This window comes from Methylosoma difficile, from assembly GCF_054657615.1.
The window spans coordinates 72,727-93,615 of record NZ_BAAHYJ010000007.1; the positions used below are offsets into that span (position 1 = coordinate 72,727).

Annotated in this window: 22 protein-coding genes; 12 read left to right on the plus strand and 10 right to left on the minus strand. The window is 45.8% G+C overall.

Translation table 11 applies throughout. The annotated features are described in order from the left end of the window. Positions 1-3: 3 nt before the first annotated feature. The 9 genes from ACYQ1O_RS16375 (at position 4) to ACYQ1O_RS16415 (ending at position 7,598) form a co-directional block, all read left to right on the plus strand. A complete protein-coding gene (locus ACYQ1O_RS16375; RefSeq protein ID WP_459993291.1) occupies positions 4-630 on the plus strand; it encodes a TraE/TraK family type IV conjugative transfer system protein in 627 nt (208 codons plus the stop codon). Beyond that, positions 627-1,712, plus strand: coding sequence for a hypothetical protein (locus ACYQ1O_RS16380; protein WP_459993293.1), 1,086 nt, complete (start codon positions 627-629; stop codon positions 1,710-1,712). Before ACYQ1O_RS16375 ends, ACYQ1O_RS16380 begins: the two co-directional genes overlap by 4 nt. A gap of 16 nt (positions 1,713-1,728) precedes the next feature. After that, a complete protein-coding gene (locus ACYQ1O_RS16385; protein ID WP_459993294.1) occupies positions 1,729-3,255 on the plus strand; it encodes a TrbI/VirB10 family protein in 1,527 nt (508 codons plus the stop codon). A gap of 10 nt (positions 3,256-3,265) precedes the next feature. Next, positions 3,266-4,081: a DsbC family protein gene (locus ACYQ1O_RS16390; protein ID WP_459993295.1), complete on the plus strand. Its 816-nt coding sequence runs from the start codon at positions 3,266-3,268 to the stop codon at positions 4,079-4,081. Next, on the plus strand, positions 4,062-4,526 hold the full coding sequence (gene traV, locus ACYQ1O_RS16395; RefSeq protein ID WP_459993296.1) for a type IV conjugative transfer system lipoprotein TraV: 465 nt from the start codon (positions 4,062-4,064) through the stop codon (positions 4,524-4,526). The genes ACYQ1O_RS16390 and traV overlap by 20 nt, the downstream gene beginning before the upstream one ends. A gap of 451 nt (positions 4,527-4,977) precedes the next feature. Continuing rightward, complete coding sequence (locus ACYQ1O_RS16400; RefSeq protein ID WP_459993297.1) at positions 4,978-6,399, plus strand: TAXI family TRAP transporter solute-binding subunit; 1,422 nt, start codon at positions 4,978-4,980, stop codon at positions 6,397-6,399. 54 nt (positions 6,400-6,453) lie between these two features. Continuing rightward, positions 6,454-6,696 carry a hypothetical protein gene (locus ACYQ1O_RS16405; RefSeq protein WP_459993298.1) on the plus strand — a complete coding sequence of 81 codons (243 nt, stop codon included), beginning with the start codon at positions 6,454-6,456 and terminating at the stop codon, positions 6,694-6,696. Between the two features lie 27 nt (positions 6,697-6,723). Continuing rightward, a complete protein-coding gene (locus tag ACYQ1O_RS16410) occupies positions 6,724-7,041 on the plus strand; it encodes a hypothetical protein (protein ID WP_459993299.1) in 318 nt (105 codons plus the stop codon). 2 nt (positions 7,042-7,043) lie between these two features. Continuing rightward, positions 7,044-7,598: a hypothetical protein gene (locus tag ACYQ1O_RS16415; protein WP_459993301.1), complete on the plus strand. Its 555-nt coding sequence runs from the start codon at positions 7,044-7,046 to the stop codon at positions 7,596-7,598. Between the two features lie 116 nt (positions 7,599-7,714). Here ACYQ1O_RS16415 and ACYQ1O_RS16420 read toward each other — a convergent pair whose 3' ends face one another. The 6 genes from ACYQ1O_RS16420 to ACYQ1O_RS16445 form a co-directional block, all read right to left on the minus strand. Further along, positions 7,715-8,701, minus strand: a complete 987-nt coding sequence (locus ACYQ1O_RS16420) for a Y-family DNA polymerase (protein WP_459993302.1) — start codon at positions 8,699-8,701, stop codon at positions 7,715-7,717. Next, positions 8,652-9,005: a Y-family DNA polymerase gene (locus tag ACYQ1O_RS16425; RefSeq protein ID WP_459993304.1), complete on the minus strand. Its 354-nt coding sequence runs from the start codon at positions 9,003-9,005 to the stop codon at positions 8,652-8,654. Before ACYQ1O_RS16425 ends, ACYQ1O_RS16420 begins: the two co-directional genes overlap by 50 nt. Next, the gene (locus ACYQ1O_RS16430; protein ID WP_459993305.1) at positions 8,998-9,432 is read right to left on the minus strand and encodes a LexA family protein; all 435 of its coding nucleotides are present in this window, start codon (positions 9,430-9,432) and stop codon (positions 8,998-9,000) included. Before ACYQ1O_RS16430 ends, ACYQ1O_RS16425 begins: the two co-directional genes overlap by 8 nt. Before the next feature lie 474 nt (positions 9,433-9,906). Then, positions 9,907-11,043: an alpha/beta hydrolase family protein gene (locus tag ACYQ1O_RS16435; RefSeq protein ID WP_459993307.1), complete on the minus strand. Its 1,137-nt coding sequence runs from the start codon at positions 11,041-11,043 to the stop codon at positions 9,907-9,909. Positions 11,044-11,094: 51 nt separating this feature from the next. Next, positions 11,095-11,616, minus strand: a complete 522-nt coding sequence (locus ACYQ1O_RS16440) for a carboxymuconolactone decarboxylase family protein (RefSeq protein WP_459993308.1) — start codon at positions 11,614-11,616, stop codon at positions 11,095-11,097. Positions 11,617-11,664: 48 nt separating this feature from the next. After that, positions 11,665-11,991: an EthD family reductase gene (locus tag ACYQ1O_RS16445; protein WP_459993310.1), complete on the minus strand. Its 327-nt coding sequence runs from the start codon at positions 11,989-11,991 to the stop codon at positions 11,665-11,667. A 125-nt stretch (positions 11,992-12,116) separates the two neighbouring features. Between ACYQ1O_RS16445 and ACYQ1O_RS16450 the strand changes: the two genes are divergently transcribed. From ACYQ1O_RS16450 to ACYQ1O_RS16460, 3 genes are all read left to right on the plus strand, one after another. Then, complete coding sequence (locus ACYQ1O_RS16450) at positions 12,117-12,989, plus strand: LysR family transcriptional regulator (RefSeq protein ID WP_459993312.1); 873 nt, start codon at positions 12,117-12,119, stop codon at positions 12,987-12,989. 481 nt (positions 12,990-13,470) lie between these two features. Further along, positions 13,471-14,055, plus strand: a complete 585-nt coding sequence (locus tag ACYQ1O_RS16455; protein ID WP_459993314.1) for a TetR/AcrR family transcriptional regulator — start codon at positions 13,471-13,473, stop codon at positions 14,053-14,055. A gap of 146 nt (positions 14,056-14,201) precedes the next feature. Continuing rightward, positions 14,202-14,762: a carboxymuconolactone decarboxylase family protein gene (locus tag ACYQ1O_RS16460; protein ID WP_459993315.1), complete on the plus strand. Its 561-nt coding sequence runs from the start codon at positions 14,202-14,204 to the stop codon at positions 14,760-14,762. Positions 14,763-15,338: 576 nt separating this feature from the next. Here the strand turns inward: ACYQ1O_RS16460 and ACYQ1O_RS16465 are convergent. From ACYQ1O_RS16465 to traN, 4 genes are all read right to left on the minus strand, one after another. Further along, positions 15,339-16,265 (minus strand): DNA/RNA non-specific endonuclease, encoded by a 927-nt coding sequence (locus tag ACYQ1O_RS16465; RefSeq protein ID WP_459993317.1) that lies wholly within the window; start codon positions 16,263-16,265, stop codon positions 15,339-15,341. A gap of 10 nt (positions 16,266-16,275) precedes the next feature. Further along, on the minus strand, positions 16,276-17,070 hold the full coding sequence (locus tag ACYQ1O_RS16470) for a hypothetical protein (protein WP_459993318.1): 795 nt from the start codon (positions 17,068-17,070) through the stop codon (positions 16,276-16,278). A 34-nt stretch (positions 17,071-17,104) separates the two neighbouring features. After that, positions 17,105-17,923, minus strand: a complete 819-nt coding sequence (locus ACYQ1O_RS16475; RefSeq protein ID WP_459993320.1) for a hypothetical protein — start codon at positions 17,921-17,923, stop codon at positions 17,105-17,107. Positions 17,924-18,110: 187 nt separating this feature from the next. Beyond that, positions 18,111-20,882 carry a conjugal transfer protein TraN gene (gene traN, locus ACYQ1O_RS16480; RefSeq protein WP_459993321.1) on the minus strand — a complete coding sequence of 924 codons (2,772 nt, stop codon included), beginning with the start codon at positions 20,880-20,882 and terminating at the stop codon, positions 18,111-18,113. Positions 20,883-20,889: the final 7 nt, after the last annotated feature.

Sequence of the window (20,889 nt, forward strand, 5' to 3'; positions counted from 1 at the left end):
ACCATGAAACATACCGATTTCACTCAAAAATGGCTGGGACTCCAAGATTCAAACAAATTTCTAAAAATTGTTTGCGGCTTTTTACTCTTCGTTAATTTAATTTTGGTCATTGGCGTGTTGAACACAGAAAAACTGGTGGTCTTGATTCCACAAGGTTTGTCAGAACAGGCCGATATTGCCCAGAACAAAGCCTCGGAAGGTTATAAGAAATCCTGGGGCATGTACGCAGCTACCCTCCTAGGCAACATAACACCAGAAAATGCCGATTTTATCCTCGAATCACTTAATGACATGGTCACACCTGACATCAAGCTATTGCTGAATGACCAGGTACGCAATGACCTGGAGACATTGAAGGAAGAAAAGGTGTCATCTACCTTCGAAATCAAGAAAGTCTCTTACGAACCCGAAACCGATAAAGTTTTTGTGACTGGCAAGCATTGGATCTCAGGCGTCGGAGCCAAATCAGGTTCATCCGGCCAGACCTTTGAATTTAAGATCGACATCAAGAATTACTCCCCGATTATTTCCCATCTGGCCCTATATGAAGGCGAAGCTAAAATTGTTGCGGTGGTGAAAAGGGAAGCGGCCAAACAACAAACCAAAAAAGATCAGGAGAAAGCAAAATGACAGTATTCCCGGCACACCACAAGAAATCGGCCATCAGGCCGTTGATCGTTGCTTTATGGCTGGCATCTCCATCTTCTATTGCCGTTGCCGAAGATTCCCCGCCACTAATGGAGCCGCCATTTCTTGAAGCGGCGACAGAACAGGCCAATCCTATCGTTAAAACGCCACCTCCCGCACAGAATACCGTGGCTAACGGGCTTTTGCCCGTTGACCAAGACGGGCAAAACACTTCACCAGCGGTAGAACCTCCGTCCACTGAAGCGCCAACGCTCCCCTTACCAAAACCAAAACCACAAAAACGCCCGCCCCTATTGGGCGTAAAACCACCGGCACCCAAATTAATGAAGCCCGACAACCACAGCCTTAAAACAGGCGTGACCATCCATTCTAAGCAAGGTATTACGGAAACGGTTGAAGTCGCCAGGAACAAACTCAACCGCATCGTCACACCTTACGCGAACCCTAAAGTGCTGACCGTGGACAATGTTGAAACCAAAATTGACGGATCGGCGGTGTATGTCGCCACGGATATGGAGTCCCCTGTGAGCCTGTTCATCTCGGATGTCGAGACGGGTCAAGCGACTTCGTTGCAATTGTTGCCCGTGAACCTCGCCACTCCAATAGAAATCCGTATTGAATCCGACCGTCAATCGGACAATAACAACCCGGCATCACTAGGATTATCGCCCGAACCCGAGAAACCCTTTCGCCAAGAATCGGATTACTTGTCAGACATAAAAAGCATGATGCAGACCCTGGCTAAACAACAAGTCCCCTCCGGCTTCTCACTGGATGAACAGGCCAGTGAATCCGGCGTTTCACGTCTATGCCATAACGCCAACCTGGCCTTCAGTTACGGGCAAACCTTTGTTGGGCAAGACATGCGCATTGTTGTGCTGGTCGCCGAGAATAAAAGTTTCGCCCCCAAGGTATTTGAAGAGGCTTTCTGTGCCAGTGAATCAGTAATGGCCGTTTCATCGTGGCCAAAAATTCGCTTGAATCCTGGCGATAAAACTGAAATTTTCGTCCTAATCCGCAATGGCCAGGAACGTGATGTCGAATACCGCCCTTCTTTACTTTAACTATCGGACTTGACTCATGGATAACAACCCCAAGAAGCGGCTGGCCGAATTTTATCAAAATCTTGATCCAAAAAGGAAACAGCAGCTCATGTTGCTGGGAGGGGGCGGTGTCGTTTTTTTACTCTCCGCGATCCTAGTCGTCGCCACGTCCGAAGATAGCGACATTACCCCCACAAAGAAACCACGAAAGATTGAATACAACCTGTTCAATGGCAAAAATCCCCGCGAAGTGTCGTTGGATGCTTTGGCCGGGAAGATTAAGAACCTGACCGAAGATTTGACCGAAGTCCGCACAAGTTACCAACAGCAAGACAAAAAAATCAAAGAAGCCAATGAGCTGATGATTGAAAACAACAAGCTCCTTAAAGAACAAACCAGCGAACTGAAGCAGCGGTATGAAGAACTGGAGAAACGGATGGCCAGTGCTCAAGATATTTTAGAAAACCAAGTCCCTTTGCCCGACATTTCCGGTAATCCTAAATTAACTTCCACTAAAACCAGACCAGGACAAAGCGTATTCGAGCCAACATCCAAACAACCACCTAACATCAACGATCCCGATATAGGCGTTGAAACGGGTCTGAAAATCCGCGTCATCACCGGATTCGGCGAGGAAGGCAAAAAAACGAAAAACGGCGGTTCCACACCAGCGCAGACCAGCACGATGGCAAACAGTACGGAACTGGCGAAAAAACGTGAGGAGCGCAAGCGTATTATTGAGACGGTCAATATCAAAAAACCTTACAGCGTTACCGGTTTGCCTGACGTTTACCTGCCGTCCGGTACGATGTTAAGCGGCGTCCTGATGACAGGTCTGGATGCGCCCACGTCAAACCAATCGCGGATGGACCCGTTCCCGACCTTATTGCGTGTCAAACACGAGGCCTTATTACCAAATAAATATCGCATGGACATTGCCGAATGCTTCGTCATCGCCAGCGGCTATGGTGACTTAAGCTCTGAGCGTGCTTATATGCGTGCCGAACGGTTGTCTTGTGTCAAAAAAGATGGCACGGTCATAGAAACACCGATGGATGCCTACTCTGTTGGTGAAGACGGCAAGGCGGGTGTACGTGGCCGCTTGGTCAGCAAGAACGGGCAGGTCATCGGCAACGCTTTGTTGGCAGGATTTGTATCCGGTCTCGGCAAGGCGTTCACCCCACAACGTGTCCAGCCGTTAGCGTTGAATCCATCCGGTACCAGCCAGTTCCAATATCCCTCACCCGAAGCGGTGGGTGGTCAGGCCATCGGTGGCGGTGTGCATTCCGCCGCCGACCAACTCGCGGCATATTACCTGGAAATGGCCAAAAACATTTTCCCGGTTATTGAAGTGGATGCCGGACGAAAAATCGATTTGATTCTGGTACGTGGCATGGCCCTCACCGGAAAATCGAGAAGCACCGCCGTCCTGCCGGATCGTATCACCAACACCACCTATGGACCAGTGACCAAGCACCACGGCACTTACGGTGGCATTAGTGGCGGGTCAAGTGGCCTCATGGGCAGTATCAGCGGTTTCTCTGGAAACGGTAACTATCGATAATAGGAATTTTATGAACAAATCTACTCCCCAGTTTTTACAACACTTTGCCGATAAATTTAACGCCCTTGGTCTATTGCCTGTTTTGTTGGCACTCTCAGTAAATCAAGCAACGGCACAAACCAGCAGTACCACTCCTAAAACCGACACGGAAATGACGGCAGATGTGAAAGAAATCATGCGGAGCATCGATGAAGTCAAGCGCCTGCCCGTAACGGGACTGTCATTCATCAAAGCGGGTGACAAATCATTTTTGATCACCGATAACGGACATTTTGTAGTCGCCGGCAATTTTAAGTTGGTGGACATGTGGCGGGGTAAGCAGATCACGTCCGTAGCGGACACCCAGGGCATTGAAAAAGTCGATTTGAGAAAGATCGGCATTAACCCGGATCAATTATCCACGTTGACCGTCGGCACCGGAAAACGGGAGGTAACGATATTTACTGATCCCCAATGCGACCATTGCCACGACCTGATTAGCCAGATCGAACCTCTAGCAAAAGACTACACATTCAAACTGGTAGTGGTGCCGGTACTAGGAAGCAAGTCTGCCGAGCTTACCAAGCAACTGCTATGCAATAAAGATAAAGAGCAGTCTATCCAAGCATTGTTGGCCAAAGATTACTCCAAACTTCCCCCTTTGGTAAGGCAGGAAGGCTCCTGTGACCTTAAGCCTCTGCAAAAAGCCGTGGTCGCTACAAAGATGCTTGAAATTCAAGGTGTACCATTTATTTACCTGCCTTCACACAATACCTTTAAAGGGGCAGTCAAATCATTTAAAACGTTATTGGAAAAAGACCTAGAGGATGAAATCAATGGTAGATAAATTTTTTAAATGTCTTGTTTTGGTCTTCACCGTTTTAATGGCAGGGTGTTCCGTTTTTAGCCTGGGCAAAAGCGATTTTTCTTGTCCAGGTGGTGTTGATGGTGTCCACTGTAAGTCGGCCCGCGAAATTTATAAGGCCACAAACAATTCTGACTCCGTAAAACCCGACAATAACTTGGATGCTTCTGACCGTAAAACGGAGACTATCCACGTTAACGCAAGCCCAGTTCCCGTCCCAACCATAGAGCAACCCATTCCTATTAGAACACAACCACAAGTGATGCGAATTTGGGTCTCTCCTTGGGAGGATAATGACGGTGACCTTCATGCCGACGGTTTCATCTATACTGAAATTGAGGAAAGAAAATGGAATCTAGGCGGTAGGTTTAAGTCACCGAATAGTGTCATTTCACCGCTTAGTACGAAAAATACAGCCACAAAATGAACTACCCAACCTTGTTTTTTTCTTGGCACTACTCACCACAATCTATTTTTCTGAATATTGACCATGAATATAGTCCATAGCGTTTTATTTTTTATTTTGGCGGTCATAACCGCTGTTATTGGCAGATTGATCATATCGCTCGGCGTGATAGTCGAGAACCCACCATTTTTCGCGGAGATCATCTTCGCAACCTTATTCTCGGCAACTATGACAGCGATAACCTATAAACCTTTCCTCAAGCTGTTCGGTAGAATTGTTTAAGGCGTTAATAGGTCTTGGTTAAAGTCAACTACCTCTTTTAAAGACAATAAAATCCAAATGATTGGATTATCAAATGACCGCTAAAACCCAATTACCGTCAATTTCAACTTGCCATTTTCTGTCAATAGCACCTTTTCTCTATTTCTTAAGCGAATTCCCATAGGAATAAATAATGCAAAAAACCGTTTTTTTGGCGTTAATCATACCGATGCTAGTTATATCGAGTGCTTGGTCGGCATCGCTCAAATCCTCTAATCCGGCAAGAACTCCGTCGTTCAAAATCCCGACTAAAACCTTAGCGCCAGCCTACAAAACGAAGCCAAACCAAAATTTTAAGTTTGGGGTCGGTGACAACACGGTTGACAACCAATTCAACAAGCAGCAATCCCAAAAATCATTCAGTGGCTTCCAAGCACTTTTTCCTAACCAACAGCATCAACCGAAGTCCTTTCCAAAAGAAGATTTGGAAAAGTATCGTAACCAATACCGTAGCAACCCACTGTATGAACAAGCGACCAGGCAAGCCGATCCTTGGGCGGCTAGGAATCAATACCACCAAGCCAATTCGTCCAGATGGTCGTCTGGTGTCTCTGACACTGGTCTGATTTCAGCGGTTTTCTTATATTCATTGCTGAACAACACAAGCAATGCTGCCCAATATGCCCATAACCACCAGAACGACCAGGATTATCGCCAGTGGCGGGAACAAGCGGATCAAATGGCTAAAAATGATCCTGAATTGAAGGAGGCTTTGGCTAAGGTTGATAGCCAAAAACAAAGCATTACAACTCAGCCAAACCCCAACTGGCTTCCCGCTGGCGTTCCCTCGTCAGCCGCGTTGTCAGAGGCGGCGCTTGCCGCCAGTTTGCCAACCTTGAATATATGTACCGGCTCTGAAAGAGGCCCTTATTACGCGGTCGCAAAGGATGTGATTTACCCGGAAGTGGGGGCCACCGTTAATATGGCGCTAATCACAACGAAGGGCTCGCCAGACATCTTGGCCAAACTGCAATCAGGTGCTTGTGACGCAGGGTTCCTACAGGGCGATACACTGTACGATGCCGAAAAATTGGAGGTAGTCTTCAAACCGTTTTTGGAAGCCGGTCACTTGGCCTGTAGCGTGGATTCCAAAAGTAAAACTATTGCGGATATCGCCGATAAAAAAATCTGGATTCCCAAAAACTCAGGCTCGCGCATGACATGGGATAGATTAGCCACATTGAATCCGGCCTATAAGGATATAGCCGTCCAGGATGCAGTGAACTACGAAGACGCGATACTAAAGGCCACCCAAAACCAAGGCTGTTTGTTTTATATGGCCGCACCCCATGCCGCCGCCATTGGTCGCCTGATCAACCGGAAGGATTTGCGGCTTGTTGCCATAGACGACCCACTTTTGCTGAAAGGTGATCTTTATCAAAGCCGCACCTTGTCCTCCGAAGACTATGGTAGAGCTATTGAGGATTCTGCATTCTCCTATGCTTACGTCCAAACCATTGTCGCTCCGGCCTTATTCGTGGTCAGCAAACAATGGTCTCCTGAAAAGGCGGCAACCGTCAAATTACAACTGAACGACCTCCAAAAGAAAATTAAACGGGAGGTAAAGCAATGACAAGAACCGTGGATTCAACTACGAAGTGCAATCGAAACAAATGGAATTAGATTTATGATTACACAAGAACTCGCCAATTTGTGGGAAAGTGCGGCAAAAGAAGAAGAGAAAAAATGGGATAATGATAATCAGGCTCGATACAAATCAGCATTTGATTGCTTAGATGGCTGGAGTGCTGTAGCAGAGGGCATTAAACACGATAGGAGGGAGCACATGAAAAACTTCACTATAAAATGGTGGAATAATATTGGATACACCGCTTCTTTTGATGAAATGAACAATTTATCTGTATTTTAGACAAGATGTCCAACAGTGTGATTCAACATGAACCAATCAATTCTCGAATACATTAACGCAGAACAAACTCGTCGAAATTTCAACAAATTTTATTGTGCAGGTTATGTTTTAATATTTGTTTGTTCGCTTGAACATTCTTTAAAAACAACTGATCCTATAAAATCTTTTTTTGTATTTACGATATTTGCCGGAGTTATTTTCCTGTTTCACGGAATGACCAATGTCTGTTTGCTTCTCGCTACGCCAAAAATAAGTGCGAGTGACGATGAAATATTGGAAGCGGCAAAAACCGCTCCACGCTGGTTTGCTAATACAGTGGTGAAACTACAAACACAGGAATCATAGTAATGTTTATACACCATCGTCTTAGAATGACTCGGAAAGCCAGCGGCAATCTTCGGAAAGCTAACGCCAATTTATTAAAAAACGGGATGACGGGCAGTGCTGAATGGGGTTTAGAGGAAAACGTAACCGCAGAAACAGAAGATCAAGAAGAACCTGGTTGCTTGAGGGGAATTGTCAAAAACGTAATGGTCATTATTGGGGTCGTTGTCGCCACCCCAATAGTGTTTATCGGTGTTATGTATATCTTGGATAAAAATGGCGTTGACTTATCACCAAATGTCTATAAACCGCCGTTAACCCAGGCAGAGCTGTTCAAAAAAAATGCACCCCCACAACTGGCAGACTGTTCATTGTCTGTTTTCAATAAGATGAACATTGTTAGGTGTCCAAACAGCACAACATCGACCCAATACCCTAGTGGTAAGAATTCTAAAGAGAATATGATATACATTGATAATAACAATGATCCATTAGACGATTCTTTAAGTCGCGCTTATCTCCGAGCTCATATTGAAGGCATTCAAAAATTCATACAAGATAAATCCAAAAATAAATAAATGCGAATCTATGAACTAGCAAATAGCTGTGCGATTTAACCTAAGATTCAGGTGATACCCACTATCAATCAATGGCTTAGCAACCTGATTAATACCTAGGTTGGCGTGATAGTTTTTCAACACTGAACCGTTAACAACTCTTCCCAATTGGTCGTATACGCAGGCGAAACCCATTCCGCCTTCGGTTTCCATGCTTTATTAACGCCCGTGGCGGCGACCGAAATACTTTTAGGATAACGGTGATTGATTCTATCCAGTGTTTCCATTAATAAGCGATTTTCCTTCCGCACTTGATCATCGGCAAAATCAAACAAATCTCCTTGCCCAGCCATATTATGCGGTTCTATCTGACTCAGTTGTACTCCGCACTTTCGATAGCCATAACCCACCCTGAAAATTTCTTTAAGCAATCGCTTGGCGGTCGCGATGATAGTGCGTGTGTCTTGGGTCGCAGCACTTAACCGGAGCGTGGCAGAACGTTGATATTGAGGTTCTTGCTGGCTAAAAGGATTCGTCCTTATAAAAACGGTGATGCAAGACGTGACAGACTGTTGTCGGCGTAGCTTCTCAGCCGCCCTAGTGCAAAATTCAGACAAGGCTTCTGATAACTCACTATATTCAGTCAAACGTTGGCCAAAACTTCGAGAGCAGACAATCTGTTGTTTGTCCGGTGCAACTTCTTCCAATTCCAAACAGGCAATACCGTTAAGTTCTTGAACTGTCCGGGCAATCACGACATTGAATTGAGCCTGGATATACTCCACTGGCTGGCTTGCCAAATCCCAAGCCGTCTTGATTCCTAGAAGCTCCAACCTAGCGGTCGTGCGAGAACCAATACCCCAGACCTCGTTTACGGAAACGATCTTCATCAGTTTTTCGCGGCGCACTGGGTCTGACAAGTCTACCACCCCGTCTGTTCTCGACCATTTCTTGGCTGCAAAGTTGGCAAGCTTGGCTAAGGTCTTGGTTGGCCCCATGCCAACGCAAGTAGGAATGCCCGTGTTCCGAAAAACAGTCCGTTTTATCTGCTTCCCATAAGCTATAGGATCACCTTCACAAACGCCCGTCAAATCCAAAAAATCCCTCATCAATGGAGTAAACATCTAAGCAAGGCGTGAATTCTTCAAGCGTAGCCATAACTCTTGCTGACATATCGGCGTATAACGGAAAAGTTGATGAGAACAGTTGAACGTTGTGTCTCTTGACCAGACCAAAAATTTCGAAGAGTGGTGCCCCCATTTTTACGCCCAACGACTTTAGTGCCTGATTCCTAGCAATAACACAACCATCGTTACTACTTAGAACTCCGACGGGCTTATTCCATAAATCCGGCCTAAATACCAAGTGAGCACTCACAAAAAAACAATTGGCATCAACGAGGGCGATAAGCCGTTGTTTCTCACTCATGTGGCCATAACCGATGTATCACGTTAGTTACCACACCCCATATCACCAATTCCAGGTCTTCATTAAGGAGGATATTCGGGTAAGCCACATTCGCAGGCTCCAACCGCCATTCACCCTTGCTGCTTCGTCCCAGACGTTTGACGGTCATTTCACCATTCAAAGCGCAAACCACAATGGCCCCTGGAACAGCCTCTATCGAATGGTCGATTATCAAAATGTCGTTGGGATGGATACCGGCATCCAGCATTGAGTCGCCTTGCGCCCGGGCCAGAAATGTCGAGGCTGGTTTACGCACCAACAATTCATTCAAATCGAGCGTTTTCTGGACAAAATCATCGGCTGGTGAGGGAAAACCTGCGGCAACCTTATCACCAAACAGGGGTAAAAATAGTGATTTAGGTTGTAAGCTTGGCAACAACAAAAGCATGGGCTGGAACCTGTATCGTGGTTTTGGGGAATGAATTGATTTTAAACTATGTTCTCCAATTGTTCTCTTTTTATTTTAAAGCCGTTTAATTTGTTTATGTATGGGTAAATAAATGACAAAGACAGCAAACGGGCATATTGAATATTTTCACCAAATTGAACAAGTTTTCTAATCTTCAGTGATCATATTTTCAATGCTGCTGACCATTAAAATCATACAGACATAGATAAAACTATCCCAAAACAGTCACTGGAAGATATGGATTAATGTCATGTTGGTCGGCGGATGCCGACCCATAACTGCCGGTCGGCTATGGTTTTACACTTCCCTAAACCGGTCAGTCGTGACGAGCTGCAAACGACCATTCTCGGACAGTTAACGCAATAAAGTCAATTTACGATAGCGGACTTTCAACTAAAATACATTTTTAAAAAGATAGCGACTCCGTTGGTTCGTTTATTCATTAATCTATGCTTATTGACTTGGTGTGTTTTTTCCGTTTTCGCTATTTGTCCCTTTAAAAAAAGCAATGATTTCTTTATTTTTCCCCGGCCATTCCGGATGCGGGCCGCTGCCTTCGCAAAACCAGGTCTGTACGCCGTTTTTGCAGCCACTGTAAGCCATACAGCCTTCAACGCCTGGAACTGGGGTGGTAAAGGGCAATGGTTGCCCAGGTTTGAGGTCTAGGGCTTTTTGTTCAAGTTCTTGTTTGTAATATTTTTCCCAGCCCCATTTTTTACCAGAATCTGGGGCTTTGCGGTCGCTGGCTTTATAGGTTTTAGTCGTGCATTTATTGCAGTTTGCCCACCATTCAATGGCTTCTTTGCCGTAGTTGGGGAACAGTTTGTCGCGGCTGCTGTGCATCAGCATCACTGGTGTAGGTTTTACGCAGTTACGGTCTTGCAAATCTTCACCCCGCATACCGACTGCGCTGGGTGCAATTGCCGCCGGAATGTGTTTAGTGCCGTTGAAAAAAGCGATTCCCATTGCCACCGTGCCACCATCGGAATGTCCGGTCAGGAATATACGGTTTTTGTCGATGCACCATTTTTCCTGAATGAGCTGAGGTATTTCAGCCAATTTGACGACAGATTCCGGTGATAATGGCTGGTGGTCGGCATAGGCAATAACAAATCCCGCTGCGGTTGCCTCGCTGGTTAAGTAGACGTGTTCTTCCGCTTCTTCACGATCCCGGCCAGCGGGTGCATAGACCATCAACAAAGGGTGGGCGATAGTGTCCTTATAGTTTGAAGGTGTCCTGACTGAAAAATGGATGCCGTCACGGGTTTTTTCACCGTCACTGGCACCGGCATTGCCTTGCTTTCCTCCCGCTCGGCAACCGGAAGAGATAGCCTCGGTGTTATAAACTGCTTTGTTTATACGGACGCCAGCTTTCGACGCTTTAGATATCTCAGCATTAGGGACATAGTAGGTTCTGCTGGCACCAGTAAATCCCGCAATGAACAATCCGAATGCCATTGCGGATGTCAGCAGCAGATCGGGTTGTTTGCCGCGAAAACGCAGCCATTCCGGCTTGAACAAGCCAATTAGCAAGACTGTAACCGAACTCACAATGAGCAACCGGAAAAAAAACAACAATAATGTAGCCATAAATCCCACCTTAATTTGTCATGATGGTTGTATTAATAAATTAGCCGAAGATCACGAATGGTAAAGCATTCTTGGGTGACTTAATGGCGGCCTTTGGTTAAGGGCTGGCTTATCTATACCCGCACCCAGCGCGAATCGGTTCATGCAATTGACCAAGGCGCATAATCGAACTGTATCCAGAAGCGCTCGCTCATCCCAACCCGCAGCGTAGATATCCTCGATATCGGCCTGAGTGATCTGGCTGGGTGTTAGGGTCAATTTTTTAACAAAGCGCAAAAGCGGCTTGAGTTTTTCGTCGACTTGCGCGCTGTCGATATCCAGCTTTAATTGTCTAAAAATAGATTCATCCATACCCATTTCCTTGGTTAGCACTTTATGTGTGTTAAAACAAGAAGCTGACTGGTTGAGATCGGACACGTAGGCACTAATTAGATCGTGAACATCTCCGCTCAAGGGGGAAAAACTGCTCCTATTATTCTCTAGTAATTTAAACAACAGCACTCCGCAACGCGGAAACTTCGCCATTAATCCGGTTAAGCTCGCCAGATTTGGGCTTGAAGGCAAATAGGACATTGTTGCTCCATAGTAAATTTTGAAAATTATCAAATCAAAAGTAAAAATTTAAAAAATGAACGTTTCAACTTCAGCGATCAAGAATAAAGGATCACCTCCGCTGGAAATTTCAACGGCATGGGCGGCCGTTGCCTGTCCACCCGGAGAACTCAGGCAGTCCTCCAGATCCTTCATGGAAGGAAAATAAACTTCAGCAATACGATGATAAGGTGCTTGTGTTTGCCCCGGCGCTGATGTGATCAAATTGGCGTCGAAGCGAATTTTTCCTGCTAGTTTTTCGACCGCCATCGGAACGTGTTCAAGCTCGTAGCGGCGTTCGAAAACAGTAACATCGGCGGGCGTGGGATACATTACGATTAATTTTGCTGCTTTCATGGGATTCACCTCATATAGATTTTGTTTATGGTGATGACAATGCTATCCTTTATTTATGAAGGTTGTAAAATTCAAACTACCTATGAAAGAATAGTTTTCAACTATATGAGCTTAAGAGCCTTAATATGGAAATGCACCAAATCCGCTATTTTTTGGCAGTATGCGACCACGGCAGTTTTACTCGTGCAGCACAGTTCAGCTACGTTTCCCAACCGTCACTGACCCAAGCCATCAAGAAACTGGAAGAGGAGCTTGGAGGTGAATTATTCACCCGCGAACGCACCGGTTGTTTGCTGACTTCATTAGGACGGATTGTTGAGCCGAATTTCCGCAGAATTTACAAAGAAGCTGCAGCCACTAAGGCCGATGCGATTCGCTTCACCCGCTTAAACAACATTCCGTTGCGGATAGGCCTAATGACGACCATAGGGGCACAACGATTAAGCCCTATTTTCGGCCATTATCAGCAGGAGTTTCCTAATATTGAATTGGAACTGATCGTGGACAACGAAAGCGCCTTGCTGCAACAACTGGAAACAGACATACTGGATTTGGTTATTAGCGCCCCCTTACATTTGCTGGGTTCACCGTATGAGTCAACCATGTTGTATACCGAAAAATACAAGGTTGTTTTCAATAACAAGCACCGGTTTAACCACTTCAGCCAAATCGAGCTTAAGGATATCCAGTCTGAACCTTACCTTGATCGACTGAACTGCGAATTAAGGGAGGGATTAAGGGCGTTATGCCAGAATCAGGAAGTTAACCTTTACGCAGCTTACCGAAGCAATAGTGAGGATTGGATTGTTAATTTAGTCCGAGCAGGTCTGGGAGTGGCTTTGATGCCGGAATACAGCCTTCCAGCCAATACTGACGATGTCCGTTACCGTTACCTGTCAAATCCCGAAATCAGCCGTAAGATTTACGCGATTCATTTCCCGCAAAGCCAAAAAAAATCCGAAGTTAAGAATCTGCTGACACTATTAATCCATAACTGAATCCTATGGATGTATAGTAAAACGGTATTTTACTACTGTGCTTGAATTGCCGTACGATCAAGACAGCATCATAGGATTTTTGGCATTCTTAGAAATATCACGATGGTACTGTCTGTCTAATTAAATAAATTACACCTATATAAAAGGCATACTTTCCATTTTTGGCATCATGATTTTATTGGTATTTTAGGTAGTTATGAAAGATATTAAAAAATTCTTGTTAACTCTTGGCCTGCTCTTTTTCCTGGTTCAATTGATCACCGTCTTCCTGGTTGGGACAAAAGGAATTTGGGCTGGGTTTTGACTTCAATGGGGCATAACGGGAAATTAGCCCAAAAAATGATACTGAATATTCAAAGATGCAGCTGGCTACTGGGTGTCTCATTGCCTTGGGGGTAGCACAAACCAGACGTGTTATTGACTAATGTTATTTATCGATTTATTCTGTACTAAACGGAACAGAAAGACAAATGCAAAATCCATGAGAACACGCGAATTCGATACTCGGCAAGCTATCTCCAATGCTATGGAAGTATTTTGGAGGAAGGGTTACAAGGGCGCATCGATGACTGAACTTTTGGCTGCCATGGGCATCGGCAAGGGCAGCTTTTATGCGGCTTTTGGCAGTAAACATGAACTTTACCTGCAAGCGCTCAGGCATTTCCGCGACACTGGCATGTTGTTCAAGCATTCAACTGCCTTGTCAGAAGCAAAATTTGCCCAGGAATCAATAAAGGAATTATTCGATCAATTAATTAAAAGAACCATTAATGAACAGAAAACCTGCATGTTAGGAAAAGCGGCGTTGGATTTTCGAGGTCAAGACCCCCAAGTGGCTGAAATAGTCGATATGGGGGTATCCCAATTAGAAAAGGCCATTCTCGAAATCTTGTCCAAAGCCCAAGCCACAGGAGAAATAGCTGAAGGCCGCGATCTAAAGGTGTTGTCGTCCTACCTGACCGCTGCATTTTATGGAATCCAGGTGCTGGGAGGCGCCAAGCCTTGTCGGGAAAACCTTGAACAAGTGGTAGCTACCGTGTTGTCGATTGTATTTCCAAGCGAGTAAGCGTTATCCTAAAAATTCCGCACCTATTTTTTTATTTTTTATGTACCAATCAGTCCATATATTTTTCAATAGTATTAAGGAGGTAATTTCTAGCTTACAACAAACTCATTTTTTAATTAATTTTTAATTTAATTAAGGAGAAATCCATGTCATTTTTACTTTCCCATCCAGGCACGACTAATCTCCCGGATGTGTTCCAAAAATATCCCAAACGGGGCATTATTATTTTGCACCTCATCGACGACATCATGCGGAAGGAATCGCCATTGACCGACGGCGAGCGCGAACTCATTTTTACTTATATTTCCGGCTTAAATTCCTGCAGTTTTTGTTTTCATTCGCATGTTCCCGCAGCCACGGCATATGGAATTGATGAATCGATATTCGGCGATATGAAGATTAACATTGACACGCCGAAAGTCGATAAAAAACTACAGCCGATACTGAGCTACGCCAAAAAACTTACATTAACGCCTACGCAGGTCACCAAAGCAGATGTCGATGCGATTTATGCCGAGGGATGGGATGAACAAGCATTTTTTGATGTGGTCTGCATCTGCTGCGTGGTCAATTTTATGAACCGCTTCGTCAATGGAGTCGGGGTCGATGTTGATCCGGAAACCGCGTATCAAACTGGGGCTTCGGTTTTGCCTACAATCGGATATTCCGGTTGGGCGGCAAACTTGGAAAAATCGCTTGCTGCATAGCCGTGCTTCGGAGTTGAGTAATTGGCAGGGAACGCTTCCGTTATCCCTTTCTACCCCGCCGAGGATCAAAACTTGAGACAGGAATTAGCCGATAAGCGTGATTCAGGATTGAATCTCGCTTATCGGGGGGATATTGATATTCGAACGAGAAGAGCACAGTTAGAAGGCGGTGAGTGTCAAATGGCTCACATGCCTATTCATGCCATCCAAGCTTGGGGGGGGCGCCTCAGCGTAAAGACGTATGTGACCTTAGGGCTGCCAAACTGCGCGCAAATCAGGCAATAGGCTACGCTGAAATCTTAACGTCTGTTTTGTGATATTTAGGGATAAATTCGGAAGGTTATGAAAGGCAGGTCATGGCCGTTACCGGCCAACCAATCCCTATCATTGCCAACGGCTGCATTTGTCAATAATTTAAGGTGGGCAAAAAGATTTCTTTGGGCAGCGGAAAAGAAAAAGGTTGGTCAACGTTAATAATATGTCTGGCCATTTGAGGTGATAAAACTCACATATTGACGGCGACGATGATAAAGCTGGTCATTTGGTTTGAAAAAACGCAAAGCCTTCTAAGCCGGTTCAGCTTTTATCACAACCTATAGGGAAAACCCATGACACTTCAGGTTTGTCATGTTTGACATAGTCGGCTACGGGTATTTTCTCGCCCGTAATCCGCTCAATATCATCAACGCTCACGAGATATTGGTCGAGGTTCTTTCGTGTCGCATCGCTACTGTTCGGTACAATCCAAGCAATCGCCCTTTCGTCTTGACCGATACCGCGTATAACCACTTTCCAAAAAGCGTCGGGAGTTTGTATGCCGTGGCTTTCGACAAAATAATCATCTGCTGGGTTATTACCCCAAATCACGCCGCCGATCACTAACAGCTCATCTATATCCCGGTAGCACTCGATAATTTCCTCGGTCTCCAGCCAAGCGCCTCGGTTCATTTGTGATGTCTGGGGTAGGATATTTGTCATATAATTGGTTTGCCTTATCGCCATATCAGAGGCATCAAGATGATTGGCCGGCGTTTGGTGTCCCCTATCAAAACCATGCCCGTAAGCCTTGCTGGTCAATTGTTGGCATTCTTTTGGCACGTTTGGGTCAAGGTAAAAATCCGGCGCCCTTTTGGCATTGCCCGTATCACGCTGGGCATTATATTGGAATTTAACAGGGCCACGTTTTGAGCAATCTAGCCAAACAGTGAACCCGTCATAATCAAGGCGAAGGATATCCCCTGCTTTTTTAATAGGTTGTGGTGTTGCAACTTCCATAGGCCTTAAAAGGGGAGGCTCGATGTTTTCCTTTTGCTTATGACAATGATACTCACCCGTTTTCCGGTTGTTGTGGCAACCTTCGGCATTCAATCCGCCAGGATGTGCTTGGGTGTTTGAAATAAACCCGTATCCGACCAGTATGGAGGCAATCATCACATACCTTCCAGCCTTCTTTAACATAGAATCCATATTACAAAAATAAGAAAACATATACTCTAAATCCATTTTTTATTTATTACGCAAATTTCTTGGGTGGCTCCCAAGCTTCTTTCGGCGAATGGAATGCTGGTTTAGGGTTATCAAACTTTGTATTGCGCTCAAAAACCGTCACTAATAGCTTGCAGTCATGTTTGACAAAAAACACGAAATGCAAAGTGCTGTCAGGATGCCTCCAGACTTCGGGAGCTTCGCCATACTTGCCAATTTTATGCTCCAGCACGTTCCTGGGCAGTTCGACCTTTTCAATGCCGGCATTGAACTGCAAGCGTTGGGTCAGGCTTTTCCATGTCGTCTGCGCGTTGATGGTGCCGCAGTTCTCCTGATAACGCTCTAACGCATGGCGTGTGATGGCAATAACCCCTTTGTCGTTGGTCTCAAATGTTTCCCTGCCGCGTAGGCTTTCACCGTCAACACACGCCACCTCACCTAATTCCTCATTAGGCGGAAACCAACTTTGGTCTTTTGACACGGTGATTTCAGCTCCCATATAGCGGGTCAACAAAGGGTAACCATAATCGTACAATTCATTTAATTGAGTTTTGCTATGCCCAAGCTTTTTGATTGCACCTTTGGACACCACAATACCGAGGTTATGCCCCGTGCGGTTTTTATTAAAGATACAAACATCACCCAGCAAATAACGGATCGCCACCGCTTCCGCAGCCGCTAGCATGTTTTCACACGTCAACGCCAGCCGGACATCTACCGCTTTCTTACGTTGCTTGCCCGTCATCCAATAGACTCGGACAAGCACATGGGTTTCGAACACCGATTCTGACATCGCAAACACCGTCAGCACATTTTTATTCATTACTTATCCTCTAGTTTCAAAGTGCAGTGCCCCGTCAGTTGACCCGTTTGCCTTTATTGAACAATGCCGGCACTTTCATATCAGTGTTGGGCGGTTGCTTGGCCACATAGTAATACGCCCAATCTGGTAGGTTTGCAGACAGCCTGGTGTAGAAGTCTTCGCCTACGAAGCTAATTGGTTTAGATTCAAACCGATGCCAATGACCATTAATTGATCCCTGTTCAACATATTCCTTAGTAATTTTTACAAAACCACCTATACCCGCCAAACCTGTGTAAACATAACAAGGACAATTCTGACCAAGTATAGGGTGTCCATACTTGAGCATAGTCCCATCGGAAATGGATGCTGTCTCTGAAGGAATCGTAGCATTTACCTTACAAGACCAATTTTCACAACCTGGGCCATCAATACGAATGAATCTTCCTCTGCTTATTACACCAATGGTGGCTTCATCCTCAATCTCATCGACCTTCGCTTGATAAGGAGGGCTAAACGTTTTAAAAATGGCATTTTCTAAAATCTTAGACATCTTCAGCTTCGCCTCATATTCGTCTCTGGCTTCCGATACGGGCATCCATGTTTCTAAGTGGTCATGCTTGGCCGCTGTCTTTTGAAAATCTACTGAATTAAGTAACATCAAAGCAGCCATACCAATTCCAGCCCCTGAACCTTTAGCCGCTTCAGCTGCCAAATTTCCGCGCAGCAAGACATCCTTGGCCGACATTCCTTTTTCAGGTATGACCCCAGCCGATAAGTAGGCGATCCGCTTTTCTTGTTCCGCCTGATGTATAGCGCAGCCACCTAGTATGATGGTAAGCACGCACCATTTAGTCAATGCCATCAATTTCATATTTACGTCCTATGAGAAAAATATCGTTCATAACCACCATTATCCAGATTCCAACAATTATGCAATAGCCAAAAAAGCAAAAAAGTTATCCCCAGATTCTGGGGATAACTTTGTTAAAATTAGCAAACAACTACGTTTAATGGCTTGTTTTGATTAATACACTGTCAGATTGTACAATTTCTAGCCACTACAAATTGTCGAGCAAATGTTGCCTAATATCATCAACATCAGTGCCTTCGGTCTGTTTATCCAACCGTTGCTGGGTATTGGTGTTGTTCGCGCCCCCCAATTTGCTTTTTGTAACCACGCTTTTGTCATACATGGCATCTGCGGATGCACCGCCCTTCGGCAAATGCCCCGTTATTTGCAACATCCCGATCCATTCACCGAAATCCATCGTGTCAAAATTTAAGTGGCTTATCTGATCCACCGTGAGACCGGAACACTCAGGACTTTGAGGCGTACCGAAATTCTTTCCCAACTGCGGTCGCGCCTGTTCCTGGAATACCCGCCCAAAAGCACTGCTAAAACAGCAATAGGCTTCCCGTCTAGCAACACATATACCTAAAAAATCAGCGGAACAATATGTACCTATGGCAGTAGGGCTTGTACATAACCGTTGGTCTTTGAGCATATTGAGTTTGGTCTCATCCTCAGTGCAAGCGAAAATCAACTGCACGACCAATTTGGCAATTTGGTAAATTGCATAAATAATTCCGACAACGGTAAATACCGTCGATAATGTGCTTGATATAGCTGAATATGCTCCTTCGGCAGATTTTGCAAATAAAAAATCTGCAACCCCAGTCCCCATATTATTGGCCACCCAATCACCAGCCGCGCTAATAGCCTGTTGTTTCATGGCTTCAATACTTAAGTCAGTCCCTATCTGTTCACCTAACATAGAAACCACAGAATCATAAGCAGAAGTAAACGGCTCAGTAATCGCACTGTAAGCATCTTTCATAAGCGTAAATCCATCAGCAAAAGCTGTGCCTTGGGTTGCGAGTGTCCATGCCCCAGTTTGACTGACAGCCGTCCCGCCATATTCGGCAACTGCGTAAGCCTCAACCGCAGTATCAGTTAGCAGCCACGACTTGTAGCCCAATTCCATATAATCAATCCAACTGCCTTCTATAGGCATGTTACAGCAGTCCACCTTACCAAGAATCGACAAGTCCGCCATCTGGCATGACAGCGCCTCACCTTCAAATAGTTTGCAGGTGCCAGTGCTAACATCACAACCATTGCTTTGTTGCGCCTGGTTCAGCGTTTGCAGGGCGGCGGCGACCCGCGTGAAATCCCGGCTAGATTCTTCGGCTGGGTCGACACATTCGCCACCTATGCAGCGGATTTCACTGTCACAAATAGTCTTGTCGGTTGTTTTCACCAAATCGCAATTAGTTGCCTGGGTAGTTCCACAATCGTAAGTGACTATAAATTCTTGGCAAGCGCCGGTTACCGGGTTGTAGGCTCCATCAGCACACTGTTCGCCCACATAGCCACATTGCGGTCGTGCCGCGAAGCTCTCACAGCTATCATGGGCATCCGTGTTGTAATCAAATTCCGGGCATTGCTGGTAGCCGTCAAGATCAGTGAAACACGGTAGCTTGACATGGCCAGGCATCCTGGTTTCGGCACTGTAGCAAATCGGCGCGGGTGGTGAAGCCAAGGGTTCCGGCAGAATGTCACCAAAGCTACTGAACGTTTCTGGCTGGCTGGTGGACACCAGCCAGCCTCCAAATGAGCGGTCATGGGCGGCATCCAGACATTGCCACCAATCTGTTGATGCCTGGTCTTCCAAGGTGCCTGTCCTTGTCCAATCCGGTGCTTGTCCGGTAGGAGGCCAGGCATTTGACACCCGTTCCCGACAACCTACTGGCGAGTCGGTGAACTGCTCAGTGATGTCCAAAGCGGCCAGCACTTTTAGCCTGGAAAAGCCTTCACCGTTCCCACCCACCCGTGTTTCCTGCCTAACCGTCACCGTGCCACCAGCCGCTGCATTTTTGAACGCCGCCGTGATGTCCGTGCCAGGGTTTTCATTCAAACTTTTATGGAAATCACATCCACCGCTGGTGTCGTATCCAGCCGCTCCGGTATAAACCAAATTATCATTAAGAAAAATTCGAGTCTGGTCATCATATTGGACATTGTCGATGATGACGTTGTGGATGGCATCCGGGCGTGAAACGATAAAACTGGCTGTCCAGGTAAAAACCGTACATCCCCCGCCTGACCAGTAATTGTCCCCAACCGTACCCGTGTATAAATAAGTGCAGCCTACCCCGCAACTGGCAATCCTGCCGTCACCAGACCCCATGCGGATAACTGGGCTATAGGTAATATTCCTTGTTACATGGCATTTCTCGGCTTTTGCCGCCTTCTTGCACGTCTTCAAGTCTTTGACATGCACCGAACACGATTTTTCATCGTAGGTGGTATTCTTTTGACAACCCGTAAACTTATCGTTGATGTCAGAACTCTTTTGTCCCAGCACATTATCAGAGGTTTGCCAGAGCGGGTCGTTCTTCATATTAGGCATTGCGGTGTTCGCCCCCAACAAGGTCTGGTAAGCTATCCCGTGGTTTGTACCAGATGATCCAAGTTCATCCAGTTTGTCGTTGATATGCGTACTCATGGCGTCACTGTCTCCGTAAGCAGTGACGGCGGCATCCATAGAACCGGGTATGACTTCCTGGAACAGCTCGTTTTGTTGGACGGTTTGTCCGTTCGCCGCGCCGTTCTTGAGGGTCATCGTCCCGGAAGCCGCGTCCATCTCAGGCAGGACAAAATCCGAACGGAGCGTGCTGCCAAGATTTTTTCCATCGTTCGCCTGGTCAATAAAAGCATCGGCGATGGCAGAAAACGGTGTGAAAAATAGCACGCTGGTGGCGATGTAGACGCTGGCCACGCTGTTGTGTGCCAGACACATGATTAACAAACTAGCAATTGTTTTCATGCCGCTA